At 62.9% G+C, this 23933-nt stretch carries 25 protein-coding genes; 20 read left to right on the forward strand and 5 right to left on the reverse strand.

Going from position 1 to position 23933, the window contains the following annotated elements:
- Positions 1-22: 22 nt before the first annotated feature.
- The 14 genes from RBH77_RS09080 (at position 23) to RBH77_RS09145 (ending at position 13630) form a co-directional block, all read left to right on the forward strand.
- On the forward strand, positions 23-709 hold the full coding sequence (locus RBH77_RS09080; RefSeq protein WP_311031798.1) for a Crp/Fnr family transcriptional regulator: 687 nt from the start codon (positions 23-25) through the stop codon (positions 707-709).
- Positions 710-930: 221 nt separating this feature from the next.
- Positions 931-2916, forward strand: a complete 1986-nt coding sequence (locus tag RBH77_RS09085; protein ID WP_311031799.1) for an AMP-dependent synthetase/ligase — start codon at positions 931-933, stop codon at positions 2914-2916.
- Positions 2913-3737 (forward strand): ABC transporter ATP-binding protein, encoded by an 825-nt coding sequence (locus tag RBH77_RS09090; protein ID WP_311031800.1) that lies wholly within the window; start codon positions 2913-2915, stop codon positions 3735-3737. Before RBH77_RS09085 ends, RBH77_RS09090 begins: the two co-directional genes overlap by 4 nt.
- A gap of 19 nt (positions 3738-3756) precedes the next feature.
- Positions 3757-3900 (forward strand): DUF3096 domain-containing protein, encoded by a 144-nt coding sequence (locus RBH77_RS09095; protein WP_311031801.1) that lies wholly within the window; start codon positions 3757-3759, stop codon positions 3898-3900.
- A gap of 30 nt (positions 3901-3930) precedes the next feature.
- The gene (locus RBH77_RS09100) at positions 3931-4890 is read left to right on the forward strand and encodes a branched-chain amino acid ABC transporter permease (RefSeq protein ID WP_311031803.1); all 960 of its coding nucleotides are present in this window, start codon (positions 3931-3933) and stop codon (positions 4888-4890) included.
- A gap of 4 nt (positions 4891-4894) precedes the next feature.
- Positions 4895-5971, forward strand: a complete 1077-nt coding sequence (locus RBH77_RS09105) for a branched-chain amino acid ABC transporter permease (protein ID WP_311031804.1) — start codon at positions 4895-4897, stop codon at positions 5969-5971.
- A gap of 49 nt (positions 5972-6020) precedes the next feature.
- Entirely contained in the window at positions 6021-7331 is a 1311-nt protein-coding gene (locus RBH77_RS09110; RefSeq protein ID WP_311031805.1) for an ABC transporter substrate-binding protein, read from the forward strand.
- 65 nt (positions 7332-7396) lie between these two features.
- Positions 7397-8230: an ABC transporter ATP-binding protein gene (locus RBH77_RS09115; RefSeq protein WP_311031806.1), complete on the forward strand. Its 834-nt coding sequence runs from the start codon at positions 7397-7399 to the stop codon at positions 8228-8230.
- Between the two features lie 114 nt (positions 8231-8344).
- A complete protein-coding gene (locus RBH77_RS09120) occupies positions 8345-8593 on the forward strand; it encodes an aa3-type cytochrome c oxidase subunit IV (RefSeq protein WP_311031807.1) in 249 nt (82 codons plus the stop codon).
- A 66-nt stretch (positions 8594-8659) separates the two neighbouring features.
- Positions 8660-9934, forward strand: a complete 1275-nt coding sequence (locus RBH77_RS09125; RefSeq protein ID WP_311031808.1) for a Re/Si-specific NAD(P)(+) transhydrogenase subunit alpha — start codon at positions 8660-8662, stop codon at positions 9932-9934.
- Complete coding sequence (locus RBH77_RS09130) at positions 9934-10365, forward strand: proton-translocating transhydrogenase family protein (protein WP_311032482.1); 432 nt, start codon at positions 9934-9936, stop codon at positions 10363-10365. Before RBH77_RS09125 ends, RBH77_RS09130 begins: the two co-directional genes overlap by 1 nt.
- 3 nt (positions 10366-10368) lie before the next feature.
- Positions 10369-11766 (forward strand): NAD(P)(+) transhydrogenase (Re/Si-specific) subunit beta, encoded by a 1398-nt coding sequence (locus RBH77_RS09135; protein ID WP_311031810.1) that lies wholly within the window; start codon positions 10369-10371, stop codon positions 11764-11766.
- Between the two features lie 164 nt (positions 11767-11930).
- Entirely contained in the window at positions 11931-12773 is an 843-nt protein-coding gene (locus RBH77_RS09140) for a transporter substrate-binding domain-containing protein (protein WP_311031811.1), read from the forward strand.
- 14 nt (positions 12774-12787) lie between these two features.
- Positions 12788-13630 carry an amino acid ABC transporter permease gene (locus RBH77_RS09145; protein WP_311031812.1) on the forward strand — a complete coding sequence of 281 codons (843 nt, stop codon included), beginning with the start codon at positions 12788-12790 and terminating at the stop codon, positions 13628-13630.
- A 52-nt stretch (positions 13631-13682) separates the two neighbouring features.
- On the opposite strand, the gene RBH77_RS09150 is transcribed toward RBH77_RS09145, so the two are convergent.
- The 4 genes from RBH77_RS09150 to RBH77_RS09165 all read right to left on the reverse strand — a co-directional run bounded on the left by RBH77_RS09150 (position 13683) and on the right by RBH77_RS09165 (position 16299).
- On the reverse strand, positions 13683-14171 hold the full coding sequence (locus RBH77_RS09150) for a DUF992 domain-containing protein (RefSeq protein ID WP_311031813.1): 489 nt from the start codon (positions 14169-14171) through the stop codon (positions 13683-13685).
- A 228-nt stretch (positions 14172-14399) separates the two neighbouring features.
- Positions 14400-15173, reverse strand: a complete 774-nt coding sequence (locus RBH77_RS09155) for a tetratricopeptide repeat protein (RefSeq protein WP_311032483.1) — start codon at positions 15171-15173, stop codon at positions 14400-14402.
- Positions 15174-15460: 287 nt separating this feature from the next.
- Positions 15461-15691: a 30S ribosomal protein S21 gene (gene rpsU, locus RBH77_RS09160; RefSeq protein WP_311031814.1), complete on the reverse strand. Its 231-nt coding sequence runs from the start codon at positions 15689-15691 to the stop codon at positions 15461-15463.
- Between the two features lie 197 nt (positions 15692-15888).
- Positions 15889-16299 carry a DUF2000 family protein gene (locus tag RBH77_RS09165; RefSeq protein WP_311031815.1) on the reverse strand — a complete coding sequence of 137 codons (411 nt, stop codon included), beginning with the start codon at positions 16297-16299 and terminating at the stop codon, positions 15889-15891.
- A 51-nt stretch (positions 16300-16350) separates the two neighbouring features.
- On the opposite strand from RBH77_RS09165, the gene RBH77_RS09170 reads away from it, so the two are divergent.
- The 6 genes from RBH77_RS09170 (at position 16351) to RBH77_RS09195 (ending at position 22682) form a co-directional block, all read left to right on the forward strand.
- Positions 16351-17160: an AraC family transcriptional regulator gene (locus RBH77_RS09170; protein WP_311031816.1), complete on the forward strand. Its 810-nt coding sequence runs from the start codon at positions 16351-16353 to the stop codon at positions 17158-17160.
- 132 nt (positions 17161-17292) lie between these two features.
- The gene (locus tag RBH77_RS09175; RefSeq protein WP_311031817.1) at positions 17293-18546 is read left to right on the forward strand and encodes a sarcosine oxidase subunit beta; all 1254 of its coding nucleotides are present in this window, start codon (positions 17293-17295) and stop codon (positions 18544-18546) included.
- Positions 18547-18555: 9 nt separating this feature from the next.
- Positions 18556-18855 carry a sarcosine oxidase subunit delta gene (locus RBH77_RS09180; RefSeq protein WP_311031818.1) on the forward strand — a complete coding sequence of 100 codons (300 nt, stop codon included), beginning with the start codon at positions 18556-18558 and terminating at the stop codon, positions 18853-18855.
- Positions 18852-21845 carry a sarcosine oxidase subunit alpha gene (locus RBH77_RS09185; RefSeq protein ID WP_311031820.1) on the forward strand — a complete coding sequence of 998 codons (2994 nt, stop codon included), beginning with the start codon at positions 18852-18854 and terminating at the stop codon, positions 21843-21845. Before RBH77_RS09180 ends, RBH77_RS09185 begins: the two co-directional genes overlap by 4 nt.
- Positions 21838-22431, forward strand: a complete 594-nt coding sequence (locus RBH77_RS09190) for a sarcosine oxidase subunit gamma (RefSeq protein ID WP_311031821.1) — start codon at positions 21838-21840, stop codon at positions 22429-22431. Before RBH77_RS09185 ends, RBH77_RS09190 begins: the two co-directional genes overlap by 8 nt.
- Positions 22432-22490: 59 nt before the next feature.
- A complete protein-coding gene (locus RBH77_RS09195; protein ID WP_311031822.1) occupies positions 22491-22682 on the forward strand; it encodes a hypothetical protein in 192 nt (63 codons plus the stop codon).
- A gap of 206 nt (positions 22683-22888) precedes the next feature.
- Here the strand turns inward: RBH77_RS09195 and RBH77_RS09200 are convergent, their stop codons facing one another.
- Complete coding sequence (locus RBH77_RS09200) at positions 22889-23929, reverse strand: phosphotransferase family protein (RefSeq protein ID WP_311031823.1); 1041 nt, start codon at positions 23927-23929, stop codon at positions 22889-22891.
- Positions 23930-23933 lie beyond the last annotated feature (4 nt).

Here is a 23933-nt window from a genome sequence, read left to right on the forward strand (position 1 = left end):
TCGAGAGGTAAACCGTACACATTTGACGAGCTACAAGGCGAGTTCATCCCGAGACGAGACCGTTCGCAATTCGGTCTGGGCGGCGGAGCTTTCCGCGGACGAGATCGATCGTGCCCGCAAAGGCACCATCGAGAAGGTCTTTCCGAAGGGGGCCTATATCTGCCATCGCGGCGATCGTCTCGATTACTGGACCGGAGTGGCGCAGGGTCTCGTCAAGATCAGCACCGTATCGCAAGGCGGCAAGGCGATGACTTTTGCCGGCATCGGCACTGGCGGCTGGTTCGGCGAAGGATCGATCCTCAAGGAGGAGCCGCGCCAATACGATCTGGTCGCGCTGCGCGAGACGCGGCTCGCCATGATGAACCGGGCCACCTTCTTCTGGCTCTACGAGAACAGCACCGGCTTCAACCGGTTCCTCGTTCGTCAGCTCAACGAGCGCATGGGCCAGTTCATCGCCACGATCGAGCACGACCGGATCCTCGACGCGAAGGCGCGTGTCGCCCGCAATCTGTCTTGGCTCTTCAATCCGGTGCTCTATCCGGGCGCCGGCTCTCAGATCGAGATCACCCAGGAAGAGCTCGGGCTTCTGGCCGGCGTTTCGCGCGTAATCGCAAACCGCAGCCTTGCCGAACTGGAAGATGAGGGGCTGATCCGTGCCGAGCACGGAAAAATAAGGGTGCTCAACCTGGCGGCGCTCAGAACCTACTGAGGCTGTTTGCCGCGAAACACACAGAAGCTCCCATCTATCACGCATCGTGCCGCTCTGTCTGTCAAGCCATCTGTTGCGGGACAGACCCATTTAAACGATCCTGTCCATGTCGCCCGCTCGGCAGGCATAGCCGATTGGCTACTTGCGGCTGGATCAGCGCACGCGATAAATTTGGTCCAACATCGCGAATGATGCGAGGACGGCTGGGAGGAAGATAAAAAATGGATTCGACGGCGGGTGCCGCCGAAACTCTCGACACGTTCCCGAAATATCTGCTGCTGAACGCCTCGCGCTTCGCGGAGCGGCCCGCCATGCGCTTCAAGGATTACGGCATCTGGCAAAGCTGGACCTGGGCCCGGCAGCTCGACGAGGTGCGCGCCTTCTCAATCGGCCTTGCCGAACTTGGCGTCGAACATGGCGACAAGGTTGCGATCGTCGGGCCGAACCGACCGCGGCTTTACTGGACTTTCGCCGCGGCGCAGGCGCTTGGCGCCATTCCCGTTCCCGTCTATGCCGACGCGGTGGCCGAGGAGATGGCCTATGTGCTTGACCATGCCGGTGCGCGTTTCGCCATCGTCAGCGATCAGGAGCAGGTCGACAAGATCCAGTCCTTCGCCGAACGTATCCCGGCGCTCGAACACGTCATCTATGACGAGGCGCGCGGGCTCGAGGATTACGATCCGGCTACGCTCCATTCCTTCGAGGCGTTGCAGGCGCGTGGCAGGGAGATAGTCGCCGCCGATCCGGAGGCGGCCCGCCGATGGGAGGAGAAGGTCCGCGCCGCCAGCGGCGAGGACGTTTCCGTCATGCTCTATACATCCGGCACGACGGGACGCTCCAAAGGGGTGATGGTGCGTGCCGGGGCGGCGGTCGCCGCGACGCTCGACACGGTGACGTTTGACACGCTGACGGAAAAGGACAGCGTGCTCGCGTATCTGCCGCTCGCCTGGGTCGGCGACCACTACCTGAACTTCGCGCAGAGCTATGTTTCCGGGTTCTGCATGGCCTGCCCGGAAAGCCAGGAGACGGTGCCGCAGGATCTGAGGGAGATCGGGCCTACCTTCTATTTCGCGCCGCCGCGCATCTTCGAATCGTTGCTCACCAGCGTCACCATCCGCATGGAGGATGCCAGCCGTCCCAAGCGCTGGCTCTTCCGCCATTTCATCGGCGTGGCGAAGAAATATGGCGAGGCGATCCTGGAGCAGCGCCCGGTGCCGCTTTCGGGCCGCATCGCCTATGCGCTCGGCAACGCCATCATCTATGCGCCGCTCCGGAACGTGCTTGGCCTTTCGCGCATCCGCATCGCCTATACGGCCGGCGAGGCGATCGGCGAGGATTTATTTTCCTTCTTCCGCTCGCTCGGCATCAACCTGAAGCAGCTTTACGGTCAGACCGAAGCGTTCTTGTATGTAACGGCGCAGAAAGACGGCGAGGTCCGTTCCGACGCGGTCGGCCCGGCCGTGCCCAATGTCGATATCCGCATCGCGGAGGATGGCGAGGTGCAGTTCCGCTCGCCGGGCCAGTTCGCCGGCTATTACAAGGAGGACGCGAAGACCGCCGAGGTGATGACGCCGGACGGCTTCATCAAGACCGGCGATGCCGGCTTCTTCGACAAGGACGGCCAGTTGAAGATCATCGACCGGTCCAAGGACGTCGGCCGGCTGGAGACGGGCGCGCTGTTCGCCCCGAAATATGTCGAGAACACGCTGAAATTCTTCCCCAACATCAAGGAAGCGGTTGCTTTCGGGCACGGCCGCGAATTCTGCGCGGCGTTCGTCAATATCGATCTCCAGGCCGTGGGCAACTGGGCGGAGCGCAACAGCATCGCCTACGCTTCCTATCAGGAACTGGCCAGTCATCCCGAAGTGCTCAAGATCATCCTCGGCCATGTCGGGGAAGCGAATCTGAGGCTATCGCGCGAGGAACTGATGGCGGGGTCGCAGATCCGCCGCTTCATCGTACTGCACAAGGAACTCGACGCCGACGACGGCGAACTCACCCGCACGCTCAAGGTGAGGCGAGGGTTCATCGCCGAGCGCTACGGCGAACTGATCGAGGCGCTTTATGACGGCTCGACGGAGAAATACGTCGAGACGGAAGTCACTTATGAAGACGGCCGCAAGGGCCGTATCCGGGCGACGCTCTCGATCCTCGACGCTCCGGTCTTCGGCGAAGGCCGGACGGGCTGGCGGGAGGCGGCCGAATGAACGCGCGTCCCGATCCTGCAGGACTTGCCGATGCGGGCGACGCGATCGCCGACGGGGCAGTGCTGCTCGATGTGCGCAACGTGTCGCTCTCCTTCGGCGGGGTGAAGGCGATCAGCGACATCTCCTTCGATGTGCTGAAGGGCGAGATCCGCGCCATCATCGGCCCGAATGGCGCCGGCAAGACCTCGATGCTCAACGTCATCAACGGCTTCTATACCGCGCAGCAAGGGACCATCCTCTTTCGCGGCAGGGAACGGCGCGCGATGAAGGCGCATGAGGCGGTGGGGCAGGGGATCGCCCGCACCTTCCAGAACGTCGCGCTGTTCAAGGGCATGTCGACCCTCGATAACATCATGGCCGGGCGCTCGGTGAAAATGAAAAGCGGCCTTTTCTGGCAGATGTTGCGCCACGGCCCGGCGCTTCGCGAGGAGATCGAGCACCGCGAGGTCGTGGAGGAGATCATCGATTTCCTGGAGATCGAGCACATAAGGCATACGCCGGTCGGCAAGCTGCCCTACGGGCTGCAGAAGCGCGTGGAACTCGGCCGCGCGCTCGCCATGGAGCCGATGCTTCTCCTTCTCGACGAGCCGATGGCCGGCATGAACCTCGAGGAAAAGGAGGACATGAGCCGCTTCATCGTGGAGGTGAATCGCCATCGCGGCACGACGATCGCGCTGATCGAGCACGATATGGGCGTGGTCATGGATCTCTCGGACCGGGTCGTCGTCCTCGACTATGGAAAAAAGATCGCGGACGGCCCTCCGGACGCCGTGAAGACGAACAAGGATGTTATCGACGCCTATCTCGGCGTCGCACACTGACATTCGTGGAGCCAGAGACATGCATGGAATTCATTTCGCACCGCTGATCTCCCTTATCGCCGGCATTCTCATCCTGATCGTGCCGCGCCTGTTGAACTACATCGTCGCAATCTACTTGATCGTCATCGGCCTTATCGGCCTGTTCCCGCAGCTCGCGAGCTAGCTGCTAAGGGGACGAGCCGGGAGGGGGAACATGGATCTTGCCTATCAGATACTGGTCAAGCCGTTCGCCGACATGATTTCGGCGCCGGATTTCCTGATGCAGGTTCTTTGGGAAGGGCTGGTATCCGGCGTGCTTTATGCGCTGATCGCGCTCGGCTTCGTGCTGATCTTCAAGGCCTCGCGCGTGTTCAATTTCGCGCAAGGCATCATGGTGGTGTTCGCCGCGCTGTCGCTGGTCGGCCTGCATGAGCACGGCGTGCCTGCCTGGCTCGCCGTGCTCCTTACTCTCGGCATCATGCTCGTTCTGGCCGTGACGGTGGAAAGGGTCGTGCTGAGGCCGCTCGTCAACCAGCCCGACATCATCCTTTTCATGGCGACGATCGGCATCACGCTGTTCCTCATCGGTTTCGGTGAGCTGATCTTCGGCGGCGAGAACAAGCTGATGATCACCGAGCAACTGGGCATTCCTACGGGCAGCTTCGAGTTCGAGCCTTTCGGCGGGCTGCTTTCCATCGAACAGAAGGATTTGACCGCTGTCGTGGGTGCGGTGGTTCTGGTGGCGGTGCTGATCCTCTTCCTCAACCGGACCAAGATGGGGCGCGCCATCCGCGCGCTCGGCGACGATCATCAGGCGGCGATGTCCGTCGGCATCTCGTTGTCGACGATCTGGGTGGTGGTGTGGTTCATCGCGGGCATCATCGCGCTCGCTACCGGCATCGTGTGGGGCGCGCGTGCCGGCGTTTCCTTCGCGCTGGAGGTCATCGCCTACAAGGCGCTGCCGGTGCTGATGCTGGGCGGCCTGGAATCGGTGCCCGGCGCCATCATTGGCGGCGTGGCGATCGGCCTTCTGGAGAAGCTGTTTGAGATCTACTGGGGGCAGCCGCTACTGGGCGGCAACACCGAGACATGGTTTGCCTACGTGCTTGCGTTGATCGTGCTCCTGTTCCGGCCGCAGGGCATTTTCGGCGAAAAGATCATCGAGCGGGTGTAAAAGAATGCTTTACCGGACGGCGGGCCAGTTCAAGACCAGCTACGAAGCGGATTTCGCGCTTTTCCCCGTGCGCCAGGACGCGGTGTTGCTCGGCGTGATCCTGTTTTTCGCATGGGTGATCCTGCCGTTCAGCGCCAACGAATTCGTCTTCCAGACGCTGCTCATCCCCGTCCTCATCTATTCGCTGGCCGCGCTTGGGCTTAACCTTCTCACCGGATATGCCGGGCAATTGTCCCTCGGAACGGCGGCCTTCATGGGGGTCGGCGCCTATGCCTGCTACAAGCTGACGACCATCTTTCCGGGCATGAACCTCGTGGTGGCGATTGCGCTGTCGGGCTTCTTCGCCGCGTCGGTGGGGGTCGTGTTTGGCCTGCCCTCGCTGCGTATCAAGGGCTTCTATCTCGCGATCGCAACGCTCGCCGCGCAGTTCTTCCTCGTCTGGCTGTTCGAGAAATGGGCGTGGCTTTACAACTACAATTCCTCGGGCGCCATCCAGGTGCCGAACATCAAGATGTTCGGCGTCTATGTCGCCGGCCCGCAGGCCAGTTCGCTGACGCAGTATTATTTCGTGCTTGCCATCGTCAGCCTTGTGACGTGGTTTGCCATCAACATCACGCGCGGCCGTATCGGGCGGATGTGGAAGGCCGTGCGCGACATGGATATCGCCGCCGAACTGGTGGGCATCAACCTGATGCGCGCCAAGCTGTCGGCCTTCGCCATATCGTCTTATGTCGCGGGGGTGAGCGGCGCGCTGTTCGTGTTCCTGTGGCGCGGAGCGGCGGAGCCGGTGCTGTTCGACGTGCAGCTTTCCTTCCGTATCCTCTTCATCGCGATCATAGGCGGGCTCGGCTCGATCATCGGCAATTATTTCGGCGCGCTCCTGATCGTGGCGCTGCCCGTCATCCTCGGCGTCGTACCGGAGGCGCTCGGCCTGCCGATCGGGGCGGCGACCCAGGAGCACCTCAACACGATGATCGTCGGGGCGCTCATCATCACCTTCCTCATCGCCGAGCCGCTGGGCATGGCCAGGCTTTGGGGCATCATCAGGGAAAAGCTCATTATCTGGCCTTTCCCGCATTAGGCGAAGCCGGGCTCATCCGGGTCGTGACAATTGGAGTGGAGGAAAAGCGATGAACGCACTTACAAGGAAATGCCTGCTACCGGCCCTTCTGGCCATGGGGACGATGCTCACCCTTCCGGCGCTGGCGGAAGATTCGGTGAACGTCACCAATCTTTCCTATCGGACCGGCCCCTTCGCGGCGACCGGCACGCCGGTCATGAACGGCCAGCGCGACTACATGCTGATGATCAACGCGCGGGACGGCGGCGTCAACGGCGTGAAGATCGACTATCAGGAATGCGAGACCGGCTACAACACCGAAAAGGGTGTCGAGTGCTACGAGAAGACCAAGGGGCAGAGCATTGTCACGCAGCCCTGGTCGACCGGTATCACGCTGCAGGTTCTGCCGAAGTCGAACATCGATAAGGTGCCGATCCTGGCGCCGGGCTATGGCTTCTCGCCGATGGCCGACGGCAAGACCTTCCAGTGGGCCTTCAACCCGCCGACCAGCTATTGGGACGGCGCCTCGATGATCCTGCAGGACATCGCCAAGGGCGACCTCGCCAGCCTGAAAGGCAAGAAGATCGTCCTCCTGCATCTCGACGCGCCCTACGGCAAGGAGCCGATCCCGCTGCTTCAGGCCTATGCGGATAAATACGGCTTCACCTTCCAGGCGATTCCGGTCGGCGTGAAAGAAATGCAGAACCAGTCTGCGCAGTGGTTGCAGATCCGTCGCGAGAAACCTGATTACGTCCTGATGTGGGGTTGGGGCGCCATGAATGCCGGCGCGCTCACCGAAGCGGTCAAGACCAAGTTCCCCATGGATCATTTCGTCGGCATCTGGTGGTCGGGCAGCGATGCCGACCTCAAGACGGTCGGGGAAGCCGGCAAGGGCTATCGCTCGATCTCGTGGAGCTATCCGGAGTCCAACTCCAAGGTCATGCAGGACGTGAAGAAATATGTCGTCGATGCGGGCCAGTCGATGCTGCCCAAGGACGAGTTCGACTACGTCTTCTACCAGAGGGGTGTCGTGATCTCGATGTTCACCGTCGAGGCGATGAAGGCGGCGCAGGAGCATTTCAACACCAAGGTCGTATCGGCCGAGCAGTTGCGCTGGGGGCTGGAGAACCTCAAGCTTGACGACGCGCATCTGGCGGAGATCGGTATGACCGGCATGGTGCCGTCCTTCTCCACTTCCTGCGCCGACCATTCCGGTCACGCCGGCGGCTGGATGCTCCAGTGGGACGGCTCCAAATTCGTGAAGTCTTCCGATCTGCTGAAGCCGGAGACGGAAATGTATGCCGATCTGTCCAAGACCGAGGCCGCGAAATATGCCGAGGCGAACAAGCCCTGGCCGGTCAACGAAGAGTGCAAGATGTAATGAAGGCGTTCTTCTCCCCGCGAACCCTCGTTCGCGGGGAGAAGGGCAGTAAGCGCGGAGCCTCGATGACGATCGCAACGAACCTTCAACCGGCAACCGACGCCATCTTGTCGGTCAACAATATCGAGGTCATCTACGACCGGGTGATCCTTGTCCTGAAAGGTGTCTCTTTTTCGGTGCCGGCCGGCGGCATCACGGCGCTTCTCGGCGCCAACGGCGCCGGCAAGACGACGACGCTGAAGGCGATCTCCAACTTGCTGCGCGGCGAGCGCGGCGAAGTCACCAAGGGCAACATCCTGTTCGAGGGGAAGGAAATACAGACCTCCTCCCCGAACGAACTTGTTCGTCGCGGCTGCATCCAGGTGATGGAAGGGCGCCATTGCTTCGGCCATCTGACGGTCGAGGACAATCTCATGACCGGCGCGTTCACGCGCCGCGACGGCAAGGCGGCGATCCACCGCGACCTGGAACTGGTCTATTCCTATTTCCCGCGCCTCAAGGTGAGGCGGTCGAGCCAGGCCGGCTACACGTCGGGCGGCGAGCAGCAGATGGTGGCGATCGGGCGGGCACTGATGTCGCGGCCGAAGATGATCCTGCTCGATGAACCGTCCATGGGGCTTGCGCCGCAACTGGTCGAGGAGATTTTCGAGATCGTGCGGAAGCTCAACGAGGAGCAGGGCGTTTCCTTCCTGCTTGCCGAGCAGAACACGAACATCGCGCTGCGTTACGCGAAATACGGCTACATCCTCGAATCGGGACGCATCGTGCTCGACGGCGAGGCGCATGCGCTGCGCGAAAACGAGGACGTCAAGGAATTCTATCTCGGCATCGGCGGCGAAGGCCGCCGGTCCTTCAAGAACGTCAAGCATTACAAACGGCGTAAACGCTGGCTTTCGTGAACGGGTCACGGCTCAACGCGCCGGACCTTGGCGGCATGTGCGGCGAAACCTGCCATTGCCCTTCACCCGGCTTTTCGCTATGTCGGCGGGAACGGCATTCTTGAGGGTTTCACCATGGCAGATCATTCGCCCGCCGGTCCGGTCGAAATGGGCGCACCGATGGACTATCCGGAGCACGAGAAGACCTATCGGCTCTTCCTGGGCTTGACGAAATACGGCACGCTGCATGTCGTGGCGCTGATGATCGCGATGGCGTTCGGCTATTTCACCAGCGCCGGCTTCTTCTCCGCGCTGATCCTTTTCATCATTATCTCGCTCGTCGGCATCTATCTTCTGCGCCGCGCGCCCGAGCACGTGGCCTGACCTTTCTTCCGGCGACTCGGCACACGCCCGCAGTCGCCTATTTCCCAATCGGGAGGGCATAAGGCGGTGGGACAAACAGTCTTCATCCCGCGGGAAACGGTGGCTGGCGAGCCGCGCGTTGCGGCGTCGCCCGAGACGGTGAAGCGCATGGCTGGCCTCGGCCTTGAAATCATCGTCGAAGGCGGTGCCGGAGAGCATTCGCGCATACCGGACACGGACTTCAAGGCGGCCGGCGCAACGATCGGCAAGGCGTCCGATGTCGGCAAGGCCGACGTGGTGCTCAAGGTCCGCCGGCCGACCGCCGCCGAGCTCAAATCATACAGGAAGGGCGCCATCGTCATCGCCACGATGGACCCGTATGGTAACGAGGGCGACGTGCAGGCGATGGCGAAGGCCGGGGTGACGGCGTTCGCCATGGAGTTCATGCCCCGCATCACGCGCGCGCAGTCGATGGACGTACTTTCCAGCCAGGCCAATCTAGCCGGCTATCAGGCGGTCATCGATGCGGCTTCCGAATATGACCGGGCGCTGCCGATGATGATGACGGCGGCGGGCACGGTTCCGGCGGCGAAGGTGTTCGTGATGGGCGTCGGCGTCGCCGGCCTGCAGGCGATCGCCACCGCCAAGCGCCTCGGCGCGGTCGTCACCGCGACGGACGTGCGACCCGCCGTGAAGGAGCAGGTGCAGTCGCTTGGCGCAAAATTCCTCGCCGTCGAGGACGAGGAGTTCAAGGCGGCCGAGACGGCGGGTGGCTACGCCAAGGAGATGTCCAAGGAATATCAGGCGAAGCAGGCGCAACTCACGGCCGACCATATCGCCAAGCAGGATATCGTCATCACCACGGCGCTCATTCCGGGCAGGCCCGCGCCACGTCTGATATCCGCTGGGATGGTGAAATCCATGCGACCGGGCTCGGTCATCGTCGATCTGGCGGTGGAGCGTGGCGGGAATGTGGAGGGCGCCGCGGCGGGCAAGATCGTTACGACGGCGAGCGGCGTGAAGATCGTCGGCCATCTCAACATGCCGGGCCGCATCGCGGCGACGGCCTCCCTGCTCTACGCGAAGAACCTCTACACCTTCCTCGAGACGATGGTGGACAAGGAAGCGAAACAGATCGCACTCAATCGTGATGACGAGCTCGTCAAGGCCACGATGCTGACGGACGGCGGAGCGGTCGTTCATCCGAATTTCGCCGGTGCCGCACCTTCCGCGAGCGCGGCCAAGGCGGATGAAGCGGCTTCGGCATCGAAGCCTGCCGCCGCGAAGAAGGCCGGTGGCAAGGCAGCAACCGCCAAGACGCGCGCGAAGAAGGCTCCCGCCAAGCCGAAGGGAGGCGCATGATGGAAAAGACGGCGCTTACACAGGCCCTTGACCAGCTCGACAAGGCTTCCGCATCGGTGCGGGCTGCTCTCGAGACGAGCGCCGGCTATGCCGACCATGCCGCCGACGCGGCTGGTGCGGCCGCGCATGCCGCAACGGGCGGTGCTATCGACCCCTTCATCTTCCGCTTCGCCATCTTCGTGCTGGCGATCTTCGTCGGCTATTACGTGGTCTGGTCGGTGACGCCGGCACTGCACACGCCGCTTATGTCGGTCACCAACGCCATCTCGTCGGTGATCGTGGTCGGTGCGCTGCTTGCCGTCGGCATTTCGGCATCCGGGCTTGCGAGCGGTTTCGGCTTCGTCGCGCTGGTGCTCGCCTCGGTCAACATCTTCGGCGGCTTCCTGGTCACGCAGCGCATGCTCGCCATGTACAAGAAGAAAGAGAAGTGACCGATGTCGGCTAACGTCGCTTCCTTCCTCTATCTCGTCTCCGGCATCCTCTTCATCCTGGCACTCAGGGGGCTGTCGCATCCGACGACCAGCCGGCGCGGCAACACGCTCGGCATGATCGGCATGGCGATCGCCATCCTGACGACGCTGGCGCTCGCCACGCCGTCATGGGACCGGTTCGGGCTGATCGTGCTCGGCATCGCCATCGGCGGTGGGGCGGGCGCATTCATCGCGCGCAAGATCGCAATGACGGCGATGCCGCAGCTTGTCGCGGCCTTCCATTCGCTTGTCGGCCTTGCCGCGGTGATGGTGGCGGCTGGCGCGCTCTATGCGCCCGGAAGCTTCGGTATCGGCACGGTGGGCGCGGTCCACGCGCAGGCGCTGGTCGAGATGTCGCTCGGCGTCGCCATCGGCGCCATCACCTTCACCGGCTCCGTCATCGCCTTCCTCAAGCTCGACGGCCGCATGTCGGGCAAGCCGATCATGCTGCCGGCGCGTCACGCCATCAACATCCTTCTCGCCGTGGCCCTGGTCGTACTCATCGTCCTGCTGGTCACGACGCAGAACCATCTTGCATTCTGGCTGATCGTGGCGCTGGCGCTCCTGCTCGGCGTGCTCCTCATCGTCCCGATCGGCGGCGCCGACATGCCGGTCGTCATCTCGATGCTGAACTCCTATTCGGGATGGGCGGCGGCGGCGCTCGGCTTCACGCTGGGCAATTTGGCGCTGATCATCACCGGCGCGCTGGTCGGCTCCTCGGGCGCGATCCTGTCCTACATCATGTGCAAGGGCATGAACCGCTCCTTCATTTCCGTCATCCTCGGCGGCTTCGGCGGCGAGACGGCGGCGGCCGCCGACGACGGCATCGAGCGGACCGTCAAGCAAGGCTCGGCGGACGATGCCGCCTTCCTCATGAAGAACGCGCAGAAGGTCATCATCGTGCCGGGCTACGGCATGGCGGTGGCGCAGGCACAGCACGCGCTGCGCGAGATGGCCGACAAGCTGAAGGCGGAGGGCGTCGAGGTCAAATACGCCATCCACCCGGTCGCCGGTCGTATGCCCGGCCACATGAACGTGCTTCTGGCCGAAGCCAACGTGCCCTATGACGAGGTCTTCGAGCTGGAGGACATCAACTCCGAGTTCGCGCAAGCCGACGTCGCCTATGTCATCGGCGCCAACGACGTGACGAATCCAGCCGCGCGCGACGACAAGAACTCGCCGATCTACGGCATGCCGATCCTCGAGGTCGACAAGGCGCGCACCTGCCTCTTCGTCAAGCGCTCGCTCGGCTCCGGCTATGCCGGCATCGACAACACGCTGTTCTATAAGGACGGCACGATGATGCTGCTCGGCGACGCCAAGAAGATGACCGAGGATATCGTCAAGGCGCTTGACGAGTAGGCCAAGGAAAGCGGCCAAGCCCTCTCCGGGCTGTTCCGTATCGAGACTCTTCGTACTGCATGTCGGCTGGTCTCTTGCCGAAGCGCCTCACATGGTCAAGATAGGCAATCTTCAGTCGCCTGCCGCGTGGATGCGCGCATAGGCGGGACAGAAATGTGGGGTACATGATGAAGATTCTGCTGCAATCGGCGGTGATCGCCGGGATGTTCGGCCTGTCCCTGGCTTCGGCCCAGGCCGGGGAGACGCTCGACCGCGTCATGAAGAACAAGGTGCTGGTCGAGGTCACGGACCAGGCCTATCCGCCTTTCTCCTATCTCAACGACAAGGGCGAGATGGATGGCTTCGACATCGACGTTTCCAAGGAAGTCGCGAAGCGGCTCGGCGTCGGCTACAAGGTCGAGACGCCGTCCTGGGCGATCATCACGGCCGGCAATTGGAAGGGCCGTTGGGATATCTGCGTCTGTTCGATGACGCCGACGACCGAGCGCGCACAGGTGCTCGACTTCGTCAACGAATATTATGCGGCGCCTGCGGTGATCGTCGTCAATTCGGATAATACCGATATCAAGGGCGCGGCCGATCTGAACGGCAAGAAGGTCGGGGCAGAGGCCGGCACGACCTACGAGAAATATATCCAGAAACAGCTCGTCATCGAGGTTCCGGGACAGCCCACCGTCAAGCCGGACTTCCCCTTCGACAACGCCGAGGTGGTTCCCTATGATTCCGAGGACACGGCTTTCCAGGACCTCGCACTCGGCAGCGGCAAGCGGCTCGATGCCATCGTCAGCGGCTACATGACCGCAAAGGACCGGGTCGAGAAGTCGAACGGCAAGTTCAAGATCGTTGGCGACAGCCTCTATGCCGAGCCCATCTGGGTTTCCGTCGACAAGGGCGACAAGGAATGGGAAGCCAGGATCAAGGAGATATTCCAGGCGATGCACGATGACGGCACGCTGAAGAATATCTCGGAGAAGTGGGTCGGCAAAGACATCTCGACCAAGCCCTGAGCGCTCCGGTACCCATGAGCGAGGGCGAAAACGCGGCAGCCGGGGAGGGGAATGCGACGTCGCCCTTTCCCGCTTCCGAACACAATTACGCGTTCCGGCTGAGGGTGCTCGCGACCTGGACGACGCTTTTTGCGCTCTTCGTCGTCTTCTTCCTGAATTTCGGGCTCGACTTCCCGTTCATCATCGAGAAGTTCCCGATGCTCGCGGGGCTCAGGCTGACGCGCGACGGCTTCATACAGGGTGCTGCGCTGACGCTGTTCGTCTGCTTCTTCGCCATCGTGGCGTCGATCATCCTGGGGCTGGCGTCGGCGCTGTCACGGCTTTCGAAGAGCGCCGTCCTCTACGGCATTTCCACCTTCTATACGTCCTTCTTCCGTGGCACGCCGCTTCTCGTCCAGATATTCCTGATCTATCTCGGCCTGCCGCAGATCGGTCCGGTGCCGCGCGCCGTGCCGTCGGGGATCATCGCGCTTTCGCTGAATTACGGCGCGTATCTCAGTGAGATCTTCCGCTCCGGCATCCTGTCGGTGCCGCAGGGCCAGCGCGAGGCCGGCGCTTCGCTCGGTCTGCATCGTGGTCAGATCATGTGGACGATCGTGCTGCCGCAGGCGATGCGCATCGTCATTCCGCCGACGGGATCGCAGTTCATCGCCATGCTGAAGGATTCCTCGCTCATCTCGGTCATGGGCGTGTGGGAAATCATGTTCCTGGCGCAATCCTTCGGTCGTGCCAGTTATCGCTATATCGAGATGCTGACCACGGCGGCGGTCATCTACTGGTTCCTGTCTTTCCTGTTCGAGCTCGTACAGGCGCGTCTCGAAGCCTATTACGGCAAAGGCTACCGGCAGCAGAGATAGGCCGGCCACGGGTATACGGCCGGCCCTTGCCTCGATTGTCCGTCAGCGGTCCCTATTTCAGCACGCTCTCCAGATGAAAGCTCGCGACGCCGGCGGCGACATTGACGCCGGTCTGCGCCTGGACGCTGACAGGCTGCAGCGTGAAGGTCCGGTCGGAGCCGCCCACCAGGAGGTTGGCGCCGGCGCCGACCCCGGCGGTCGCCTCGGCGGTAGCACCCGTGTAGTCGCCGGCGAGCGCGCCCGGTCCATAACCGCTCTTGGTCGGGGCGAGCACCAGCCATTGCATCACGGATTTGCCGGTGACGCCGACGTCCAGCCCGATCTTGGTGACGCGGCCGACATAGTCCTCCTTCGGAACGTTCGGGTCGGAGGGCGTATAGGTGCAGTTCAGCTTCTTCGACGAACCGACGATCATGCCGACCCCGCCGTGGATAACGCACTCAAGCCGGCCGACTTCCTGGGCCTGATCCGATGCCGCGGCAAAGGCGGGAGCTATGGACATAAACAAGGCGGCAGCCGCCGCCGGTGCGAGCGTCTTCATCGTGGGATCTCCTTGACGTTTCGTCTGGCGGATTAACCAGCGAACAGGCCAACGGTTCCGATCACGGATCGTGACAGGGAAGAGATTCGGTTTACTTTTGCCGGCGATGACCGGATGGCGGCGCTTTAAAGCGCGTCGCGATCTTTCAGATACGCCCCAGGCGCTTCAGCTTCTGATTCTGCGCATGTCTTTATCCCGAAACCGGTTCCCGCGTTGGGGAGACATGCCTTAGCTGGAGCGGGTCCGGGCGAGGCCATCGACGGCCGGCTTGTAGTTTCGGTCGATCTGTACGGCCTTGGCATAGGAGGCAGCCGCCTTCTGCCTGTCGCCGCGCTTTTCGTAGACCAGGGCCTGGTTGGCCCAGCTTTCCGCGACGTTGCCGTCGAGCTTGATGGCGGTGTTGAAGTCGGCGAAGGCATTGTCGGTGTCGCCGAGCGCCAGATAGGAAAGGCCACGGCCGTTGTAGGGCTCAGGCGCGCGCGGCGACAGCGATATCGCCTTGGAGAAATCCTCGATCGCCTGCTTGTGCTGTCCTTGCGCCTGATAGATCAGGCCGCGGTCGTGGTAGGCACGGCCATCGGTCGTGTCCTGCGAGATGGCCTGATTGAAGTCGGAGAGTGCCTGGTCGAGCCGGCCCGCCTGACGGTAGATGTCGCCGCGACCGATATAGGCGGTATCGTAGCTCGGATTGATCTGGATGGCGCGCGAGTAGTCCGCTACGGCCTTGGCGTCGTCACCGGTATAGTGCCAGATCAGCGCGCGGTTGGCGTAGGCCTGGTAATAGTTCGGGTTGAGCTTGATCGCCGTATCGAAGTCGTCGAGCGCGTCGCGATACTTGCCGGCACGGCCGTAGGCCGACCCGCGGACATTGTAGGATTCGGGGCTGTTCGGATTGCGGTTGATGACGGCCGTCAACGAGCCGATGTTCTCCGCCGAGCCCTGTGCGGGGTCGACATTGTACATCTGTTCCGGCGCGCTCTGGCATGCGGCAAGCCCGAGCATCGCAAACAGCGCGACGGCAATACCCGCCTTGCGTGACGCCGAATGCCTGCTATCTGCGAAATCCGCCATTCCGTCAGTTCCTCATCTGCCGCTGAAGCGTGTCGCGATCAGATTCGCCCCATACGTTTCAGGTTCTTGATTTTACGCATATCTCCCGACTTTTGAGAGACATGCTTTAGTTCTGCTTACGGGATACCATCAGAAGCGGCGATCTCAAATAGAAAGGCGGCCGCGATTGCCGATCGCGCCGCCTCCAGTATCCCTTGAAAAGGTCGAAATATGGGCGCTTAGCGCGCTATCGCCTTGGGGCCGGCCACGAGGCCTTCCCGCTGCGCGCGCTTGCGTGCGAGCTTGCGGGCGCGGCGAACGGCCTCAGCCTTCTCGCGGGCGCGCTTCTCGGACGGCTTCTCATAATGTCCGCGCATCTTCATTTCGCGGAAGATGCCCTCGCGCTGCATTTTCTTCTTGAGCGCGCGAAGCGCCTGGTCAACATTGTTGTCGCGGACGAGTACCTGCACGTGTGATCCTGTTTCCGAGCGAGTTGCTGCTGTCTTCTGCCCAGCACCAAGGCTTTCGCGGCGCACCACCGTCGCGAATAGCGGCGGCTGTTAGCAGAATGAGCAAGGAATGTCGAGCGAAAAGCGCGGGATTGCGCAGTTTTTGCAAAGACGCATCCATCAATCGAAACAGAACGATCCGATGAGGGATCGTCGAGTCAGGTCATCAGTTTCAGCCCGTTGACGATCTTGTCCACGATCTTGCGTTCGCCATGCAGGCCGAGCCCCACGAGATCGAGATCCGCAGCGTTGGTGACGGCAACAGAAGCGCGGTTTTCGGGGTCGCTGCTCGTCGTGAACAGCGGGCGTGTATAGAGCGTGAAGCCTATGCCGCGCGACATTGCCCGGTCGTAGGTGCGGCGCATCGTCTGCCCGTCGGCGGCGAAGACGAAGATCGGTTCCCGTACGAGCGGCAGGTAGGCGTTGCCGTCGGCGTCACCATAGGGTTCACCGGCAAGTTCCGGATAGCTGTGCATGAGGCCGCCGGTCAGGAAGGCGGCGACGTTGACTTTCTGCCAGGCAAGAAGACCGTCGAGCAGGACGAGAGCGGTTTTGGTAGGATAGATCATGCATCCATCCTATCTGTCGGGTGGAACACGTCTTGAACGATCGTGCAGGCCATGCCGGAAGATTTCATCCTGACCGACGAGCCGGCTCCCGGCGTCCGGCGCCTTGTCGCCGGGTTCCAAGGTCACGCCTATGATCCGCATCGGCACGAAACCTATGCGATCGGGCACACGCTTTCGGGCGCGCAGGCCTTTCGCTATCGCTGCGTCGGCCGGGTAAGCTCCGCCGGGGAGTGCATGGTGATTCATCCCGACGAGGTTCATGACGGCCACGCACCCGCCGCGACCGGTTTTCGCTATCGCATGGTCTATGTCGAGCCCTGGCTGATCCACAGGGCGTCAGACGGTCATGGCGGCCTTCCCTTCGTGCCCGAGGTAGTGGCATCCGATCCGGCGCTTTCCGCGCTGCTGGAGGAGATGTTCGAGGATTTCGGGCGGGGTACCGAAACGCTTGCATGGGACGAATATATCGCGCGTCTCGCAGAACTCCTGATGGGGAGGAGCGACAACGGCGAGACCGTGCGAATCATGGCTTTGCCGGAAGCCGAGGTGGCGAAGGCACGCGCAATGATGAGCGACGAATTTGCGCGGCCGCTCAACTCCTCCGATCTCGAACAGGCAACCGGCCTCGACCGTTTCGAGCTCGCACGCGCCTTTCGTCGGCTCGCTGGTACCTCGCCTTACCGTTATCTGCTCGGCCGTCGCCTGGAAGCCGCGCGGCGCGCCATTCTTTCCGGTGAGGAGATTTCGCATGTGGCGGCCGGCGTTGGCTTTGCCGATCAGGCGCACATGACGCGGCATTTCAAGGCGCGTTACGGCATCACGCCTGGTCGCATGGCGGTGCTGGCGCGCGGCCGGACATGAAAGAGGCCGCCGGGGCATTCGGTGCAAAGCGGCAAACACCGTCGCAAACAGCGCAAGGCCGATCCGGCCTTTTCGGTACAGGGGCTGTGGTGCTACACGTCGCTCCGGACGAGGCAGCAGGGCGGAGAGGCCATGCGCAAATATTCTATTTTCGCGATCGCGCGCGAGGCCATGCGCGGGAACAAGGGCTGGGAGGAACAATGGTCCTCGCCCGAGCCGCGCGCGGAATACGATGTCATCATCGTGGGTGCAGGCGGGCATGGGCTCGCCACCGCCTATTACCTCGCCAAGGAACACGGCATCACCAATGTCGCGGTGCTGGAGAAGGGCTGGCTCGGCGGCGGCAATACGGGCCGCAACACCACCATCATCCGATCCAACTACCTCTATGACGAATCGGCCGGTATCTACGACCATGCGGTGAAGCTGTGGGAGGGGTTGAGCCAGGACCTCAACTACAATGTCATGTATTCGCCGCGCGGCGTCATGATGCTGGCGCACAACGTCCACGACATCCAGGTCTTCAAGCGGCATATCCATGCAAATCGGCTGAACGGCGTCGACAATGAATGGCTGACGCCGGAACAGGCGAAGGAATTCTGTCCGCTGCTCAATATCTCGAAGGACGCCCGCTATCCGGTGATGGGCGCCGCCTTGCAACGGCGCGGCGGCACGGCGCGGCACGACGCGGTCGCCTGGGGCTATGCGCGGGCGGCCTCGGCGCGCGGTGTCCACATCATTCAGAATTGCGAGGTGACGGCCATCCGGCGCGGCCCGAACGGCCATGTCACCGGCGTCGAGACGACGAAGGGACCGATCGGCGCGAAGAAGATCGGCGTCGTCGCGGCGGGGCATTCCTCGGTGCTGATGGAGATGGCCGATGTGCGCATGCCGCTAGAAAGCTACCCGCTTCAGGCGCTGGTGTCGGAACCGGTGAAGCCGTGCTTTCCCTGCGTGGTCATGTCGAATACGGTGCATGCCTATATCTCGCAGTCGGACAAGGGCGAACTCGTCATCGGCGCGGGCACCGACCAGTACATCTCCTATTCGCAGACGGGCGGCCTGCACATCATCCAGCATACGCTGGACGCGATCTGCGAGATGTTCCCGATGTTCTCACGCATGAAGATGCTGCGCTCGTGGGGCGGTATCGTCGACGTGACGCCGGACCGCTCGCCGATCCTCGCCAAGACGCCGGTGCCGGGACTTTACGTCAATTGCGGCTGGGGGACCGGCGGCTTCAAGGCGACGCCAGGCTCGGGGAACGTCTTCGCCCACACCATCGCCAACGACAATCCGCACCCGATCAACGCGCCCTTCACGCTGGAGCGTTTCCGCACCGGCCGGCTGATCGACGAGGCGGCGGCCGCCGCCGTGGCACATTAGGCAAAAGAAATGCTTCTGATCCGCTGCCCCTATTGCGAGCAGGAACTTCCCGAAATCGAGTTCCGCAATGCCGGCGAGGCGCATATCGCCCGGCCGGCCGACATAGCGAATGAAAACGACGACGATTTCGAGAAGCATTTCTTCATCCGCACCAATCCCAAGGGGATCATCTACGAACGCTGGCGGCATGTGCATGGCTGCGCGCGCTTCTTCAACGCAGTGCGCGATACCGTGACCGACAGGTTCCTGCTGACTTACAAGGCCGGTGAGAAGAAGCCGAAGAGAGTGCCGGGGGTGGGCAAGCAATGACTGCGTCTTTCCGCCTTGCCAATGCCGGCCGACTCGGCCGCGGCAAATCCGTCCGTTTCAGCTTCGACGGCAAGGAATATGCGGGCGTCGAGGGCGATACGCTCGCTTCGGCGCTGCTCGCCAACGGCGTTCATCTGGTCGGGCGCTCGTTCAAATATCATCGCCCGCGCGGCATCCTGTCCGCCGGCGCGGAGGAGCCGAGCGCGCTTGTCGGCATCCATCGCGATGCGGCGAGGAAAGCGCCCAATATCCGCGCCCCCGTACAGGAACTCTATGAGGGGCTGACAGCCGTTTCGCAGAACCACTGGCCGTCGCTCTCCTTCGACGCTGGATCGGTCAGCGACCTCGTCTCGCCGCTGCTTTCCGCCGGCTTCTACTATAAGACCTTCATGTGGCCGAAAGCGGCGTGGAAGTCGCTCTACGAGCCGAAGATCCGCGAGGCGGCGGGTCTCGGCGTGGCACCCGATCAACCCGATCCGGATCATTATTCGGCGCGCTATGCGCATTGCGACGTGCTGGTCGTCGGTGGTGGCGTGGCTGGTCTGGCGGCAGCGCTGGCGGCCGCTGAGACGGGCGCGCGCGTCATCGTCTGCGATGAACAGGCCGATCTGGGCGGCGCGCTACGCTACGAGCAGGGCGCGACTGTGGACGGCCAGCCGGGCTGGGAGTGGGCGCAGGCAACTGTCGCCAGGCTCGCCGCGAAGGATAATGTGCTCCTGCTCACCCGCACCACGGGCTTCGGCTACTATGCGCAGAATTTCGTCGGCCTCGTCGAGCGCGTGACAGACCATCTCGCCCAGCCGTCAGTCGACCAGCCGCGCGAGCGGCTCTGGCAGGTACGGGCGAAGCGCGTCATCCTCGCCACGGGCGCCATCGAACGCCACATGGTGTTCGGCGACAATGACCGGCCGGGCGTCATGCTGGCTTCCGCGGCGCGAACCTATCTCAATTACTACGGCGTCGCCGTCGGTTCGAATGTCGGCGTGTTCACCGCCAACGACTCCGCCTATTGGGCGGCGATCGATCTGAAGAAGGCCGGGGTGAATGTTGCGGCGATCGTCGATACACGCGACAACCCGAGCGGGCCGGCCGTCGAGGAGGCTCGCGCGCTCGGTATCGAACTCAATCTCGGGCGCACGGTGATCAGGACGAACGGCCGGCTGCGCGTTTCCTCCATGGTGGTGCAGGCCAAGAAGGGTGGGCCGGAGCGCACCATCCGGGTCGATGCGCTTCTGATGTCAGCGGGCTGGACGCCGTCGGTTCATCTCTTTTCGCAGTCGCGCGGCAAGGTCGCGTTCAACAAGACGACCAACCGCTTCGTGCCCGGTGACTATGCGCAGGCCTGCGTTTCGGTGGGGGCCTGCAATGGTACGGACGGGATCGACCCGTCCGTGGCGGAAGCTTTCGCGGCGGGCGAGAAGGCTGCTAGGGAGGCCGGCGCCAAGGCGCGCAGGCTGTCGCGGCCGAAGGCGGAGACGAGCGAAAGCTGGTCGCGCGGGATGGCAGGAGCCGCGCCCGGCGCCGGAGCCGATGCGAAATCCAAGGCTTTCGTCGACTTCCAGAACGACGTGACGGCCAAGGATATAAGGCTCGCGGTCGGGCAGGGCATGCACTCGATCGAGCACGTCAAGCGCTACACCACCAACGGCATGGCGACGGACCAGGGCAAGACATCGAATTTGCACGGTCTGGCGATCGCCGCCGAGATGCTCGGCAAGACGATGCCGGAGGTCGGGCTCACGACCTTCCGGCCGCCCTATACGCCGGTCACCTTCGGCGCCATCGTCAATCATTCTCGCGGGAGCCTATTCGAGCCGACGCGCAGGACGCCGATGCACGACTTCGCGGTGGCGCGCGGCGCGGTGTTCGAGGATGTCGGGCAATGGAAGCGCGCCTGGTATTTCCCGCAGACCGGCGAGGACATGCACGCTGCCGTCAACCGCGAATGCGTCACGGTGCGCAAGGCGGCCGGCATCTTTGATGGCACGACGCTCGGCAAGATCGAGGTGGTGGGGCCGGACGCCGCCACCTTCATGGAACTTCTCTACACCAACCCCTGGCAGAAGCTCGATCCGGGCCGTTGCCGCTACGGCATCATGCTCAGGGAAGACGGCTTCATCTATGACGACGGTGTCGTCGGACGGCTGGCGCCGGATCGCTTCCATGTGACCACGACGACGGGCGGCGCGCCGCGCGTTCTCCAGCACATGGAAGATTATCTGCAGACGGAATTCCCGCATCTGAAGGTGTGGCTGACCTCGACCAGCGAGCAGTGGGCGGTGATCGCCGTTCAGGGGCCGAAGAGCCGGGACATCATCCAGCCCTTTGTGGAAGGCATCGACATTTCGGACGAGGCGTTGCCGCACATGTCCGTGCGGGAAGGGAAGTTCTGCGGCGTGCCGACGCGGCTTTTCCGCATGTCGTTTTCCGGCGAGCGCGGCTTCGAGATCAACGTGCCGTCCGACTACGGCCCGGCGGTCATCGAGGCGATCTGGAAGCAAGGCCAGAAGCACGGCGCCTGCATGTACGGCACCGAAACGATGCACGTGCTGCGCGCCGAGAAGGGCTACATCATCGTCGGGCAGGACACGGACGGAACCGTCACGCCGGACGATGCCGGGCTCTCCTGGGCGGTCGGCAAGAAGAAGACGGATTTCGTCGGCATACGCGGCATGAAGCGGCCGGACCTGCTCGCCAAGGGGCGCAAGCAGCTTGTCGGGCTGAAGACGAAGGACCCGAAGACCGTGCTGGAGGAAGGCGCGCAGATCGTCGCCGATCCGCGGCAGGCGATCCCGATGACCATGATCGGCCATGTGACTTCGTCCTACTGGTCGGAGAATTGCGGACGCTCCATCGCGCTCGCGCTGGTCAAGGACGGGCGCAGCAAGATTGGCGAGACGCTTTACGTGCCGATGCCCGACCGCACGATCGAGGTCGAGGTGACGGGTACGGTATTCTACGACGAGACGGGAGCGCGGCTGAATGGCTAAGGCTGCTGCAAAAGCGCCGGCGGAGGCTGTGGCGCGCACGTTCGTGCTCGAAGGCCGGGAAAAGAAGACATCGCGCGTAGTGGTAGAGCCGGCCGGCCCGGCGCATCGCGTCTCGCTGAGGGCGCCAGCGGAATCGCTTAGCAGCCTGTCGCGGGCGCTCAGCGTCAAGCTGCCCGAGGAACCCATGGGCTCCGCTTTCGGCAAATCCGGCGATTTCACCGGCAAGGGGGGACGTTCTGCCCTTTGGCTCGGCCCGGACGAATGGCTGGTGATCGACACCGCTGGTAACGACCCCATGGCCGATTGCGCTAAAGCGAAGGCGCTTCATTCGGCGACCGATATCTCGCACCGGCATGTCGCGATCGACGTATCCGGGGCGGGCGCGGCGGACGTGCTCAACGCCGGCTGCCCACGCGACCTGTCGCTTGCGGCGTTCCCGGTCGGCGCGGCGGCGCGCACGGTGCTGGGCAAGGTCGAGATCGTGCTTTTGCGGACCGGCGAGGATGCGTTCCGCGTCGAGTGCTGGCGCTCCTTCTCCGACTACGCCTTCACCTTCCTCGCCGAAGCGGCGCGGGATGTTTCATAACCATGGGAACCATCGCGTGCTAGAAAGGTTTTTCGCTACACATCGCGAGGAACCAGAACATGGCAGGCAAGCCCGACATTCCCTCCGAGAAACCTGGGAAGAAATCTTCCGCGGTGCGCTCCTACGAGAAGGAAAAGCGCCGCAAGGAAAACGAGGACGAACTGGAGGAAGGCCTGGAGGATACGTTCCCGGCCAGCGACCCGGTTTCCGTCACACAGCCGACTACACCGGGAAAGCCGAACGACAGGTAGGCGCCTGGCCGTGCGTCCTTCGAGGCTCGCTTTGCTCGCACCTCAGGATGAGGGAGGCTGGAGTTCCGCAGCCCTAACCTTTGATGCCTCTTGCCCTATGCTTGCGTCCCAGAATTGAGGCAGCGGGCTAGGCGCAGTGGTCCTCATCCTGAGGTGCGAGCGAAGCGAGCCTCGAAGGACGCACCACCTGAATCCCGGCTACTGCGTCATTCCCCGCTGTCGATCCGTTCCACCGCCAGCCCCGCCAGGAGCTTGACCGCCTGACCATAGGTGCGGGCCTTTTCCGGGTTAGAGGCGTTGCCGTCGAGCGCGCGCTTGTAGACGCCCTGGCAGATCGCGGCGAGGCGGAAGAAGGAAAAGGCGAGATAGAAGGTCCAGTTGCCGATGCCGGCAATGCCGCGCCGCTTGCAATAAAGCTCGACATACTCCTTTTCCGAGGGCAGGCCGATTGCGGCGCGGTCGATGCCGCCGAGGCCCTTGAAGCCGGAGGTGTGGGGCAGCCGCCATTGCATGCACTGGTAGGCGAGATCGGCATAGGGGTGGCCGAGCGTCGAAAGCTCCCAGTCGAGCACGGCGAGGATTTCCGAGCCATGGGGCGCGAAGATCATGTTGTCCAGCCGATAATCCCCATGGACGAGCGAGACGATGCCGTCATCCGGCGGCAAATGCTCCTCCAGCCAGGCGATCAGGCGGTCCATATCGGCGACGGTCCCTGTCTCCGAGGCGCGATACTGGCTCGACCAGCGCGAGAGCTGGCGCTCGAAATAGCTGCCCGGCCGGCCGAAACCGGCAAGGCCGGCCTTTTCGATATCGACATCGTGGAGGGCGGCCAGCGCGGCGTTCATGGCGTCATAGATGGCGGCGCGTTCCGCATTGCCGGACAATTCCGGTAGTGTCGGGTCCCAGAAGATGCGGCCGTCGAGAAAGCCCATGACGAAGAACATGCGGCCGATCGGGGAATCTTCGGAGGCCAGGAACAGCGCGTCCGGAACGGGCACTTTCGTGCCCTTCAACGCCTTCATGACGCGGAATTCGCGGTCCACCTGATGCGCGGATTTGAGGAGTTCGCCCGGCGGCTTGGCGCGCAGGACGTATCGGCCACTCTTTGCGCGCAGCAGATAAGTCGGGTTCGATTGGCCTGAATTGAATTTCTCGATCGCCTCAAGCCCGGAAAAACCCGGCACGTTCGCTTCCAGATAGGGCCCGAGCGCGGCCCGATCGAGCGTATTCGGGTCGGGCTTGTTCATGTGC

Source organism: Mesorhizobium koreense, assembly GCF_031656215.1.
Taxonomy (GTDB): domain Bacteria; phylum Pseudomonadota; class Alphaproteobacteria; order Rhizobiales; family Rhizobiaceae; genus Mesorhizobium_L; species Mesorhizobium_L koreense.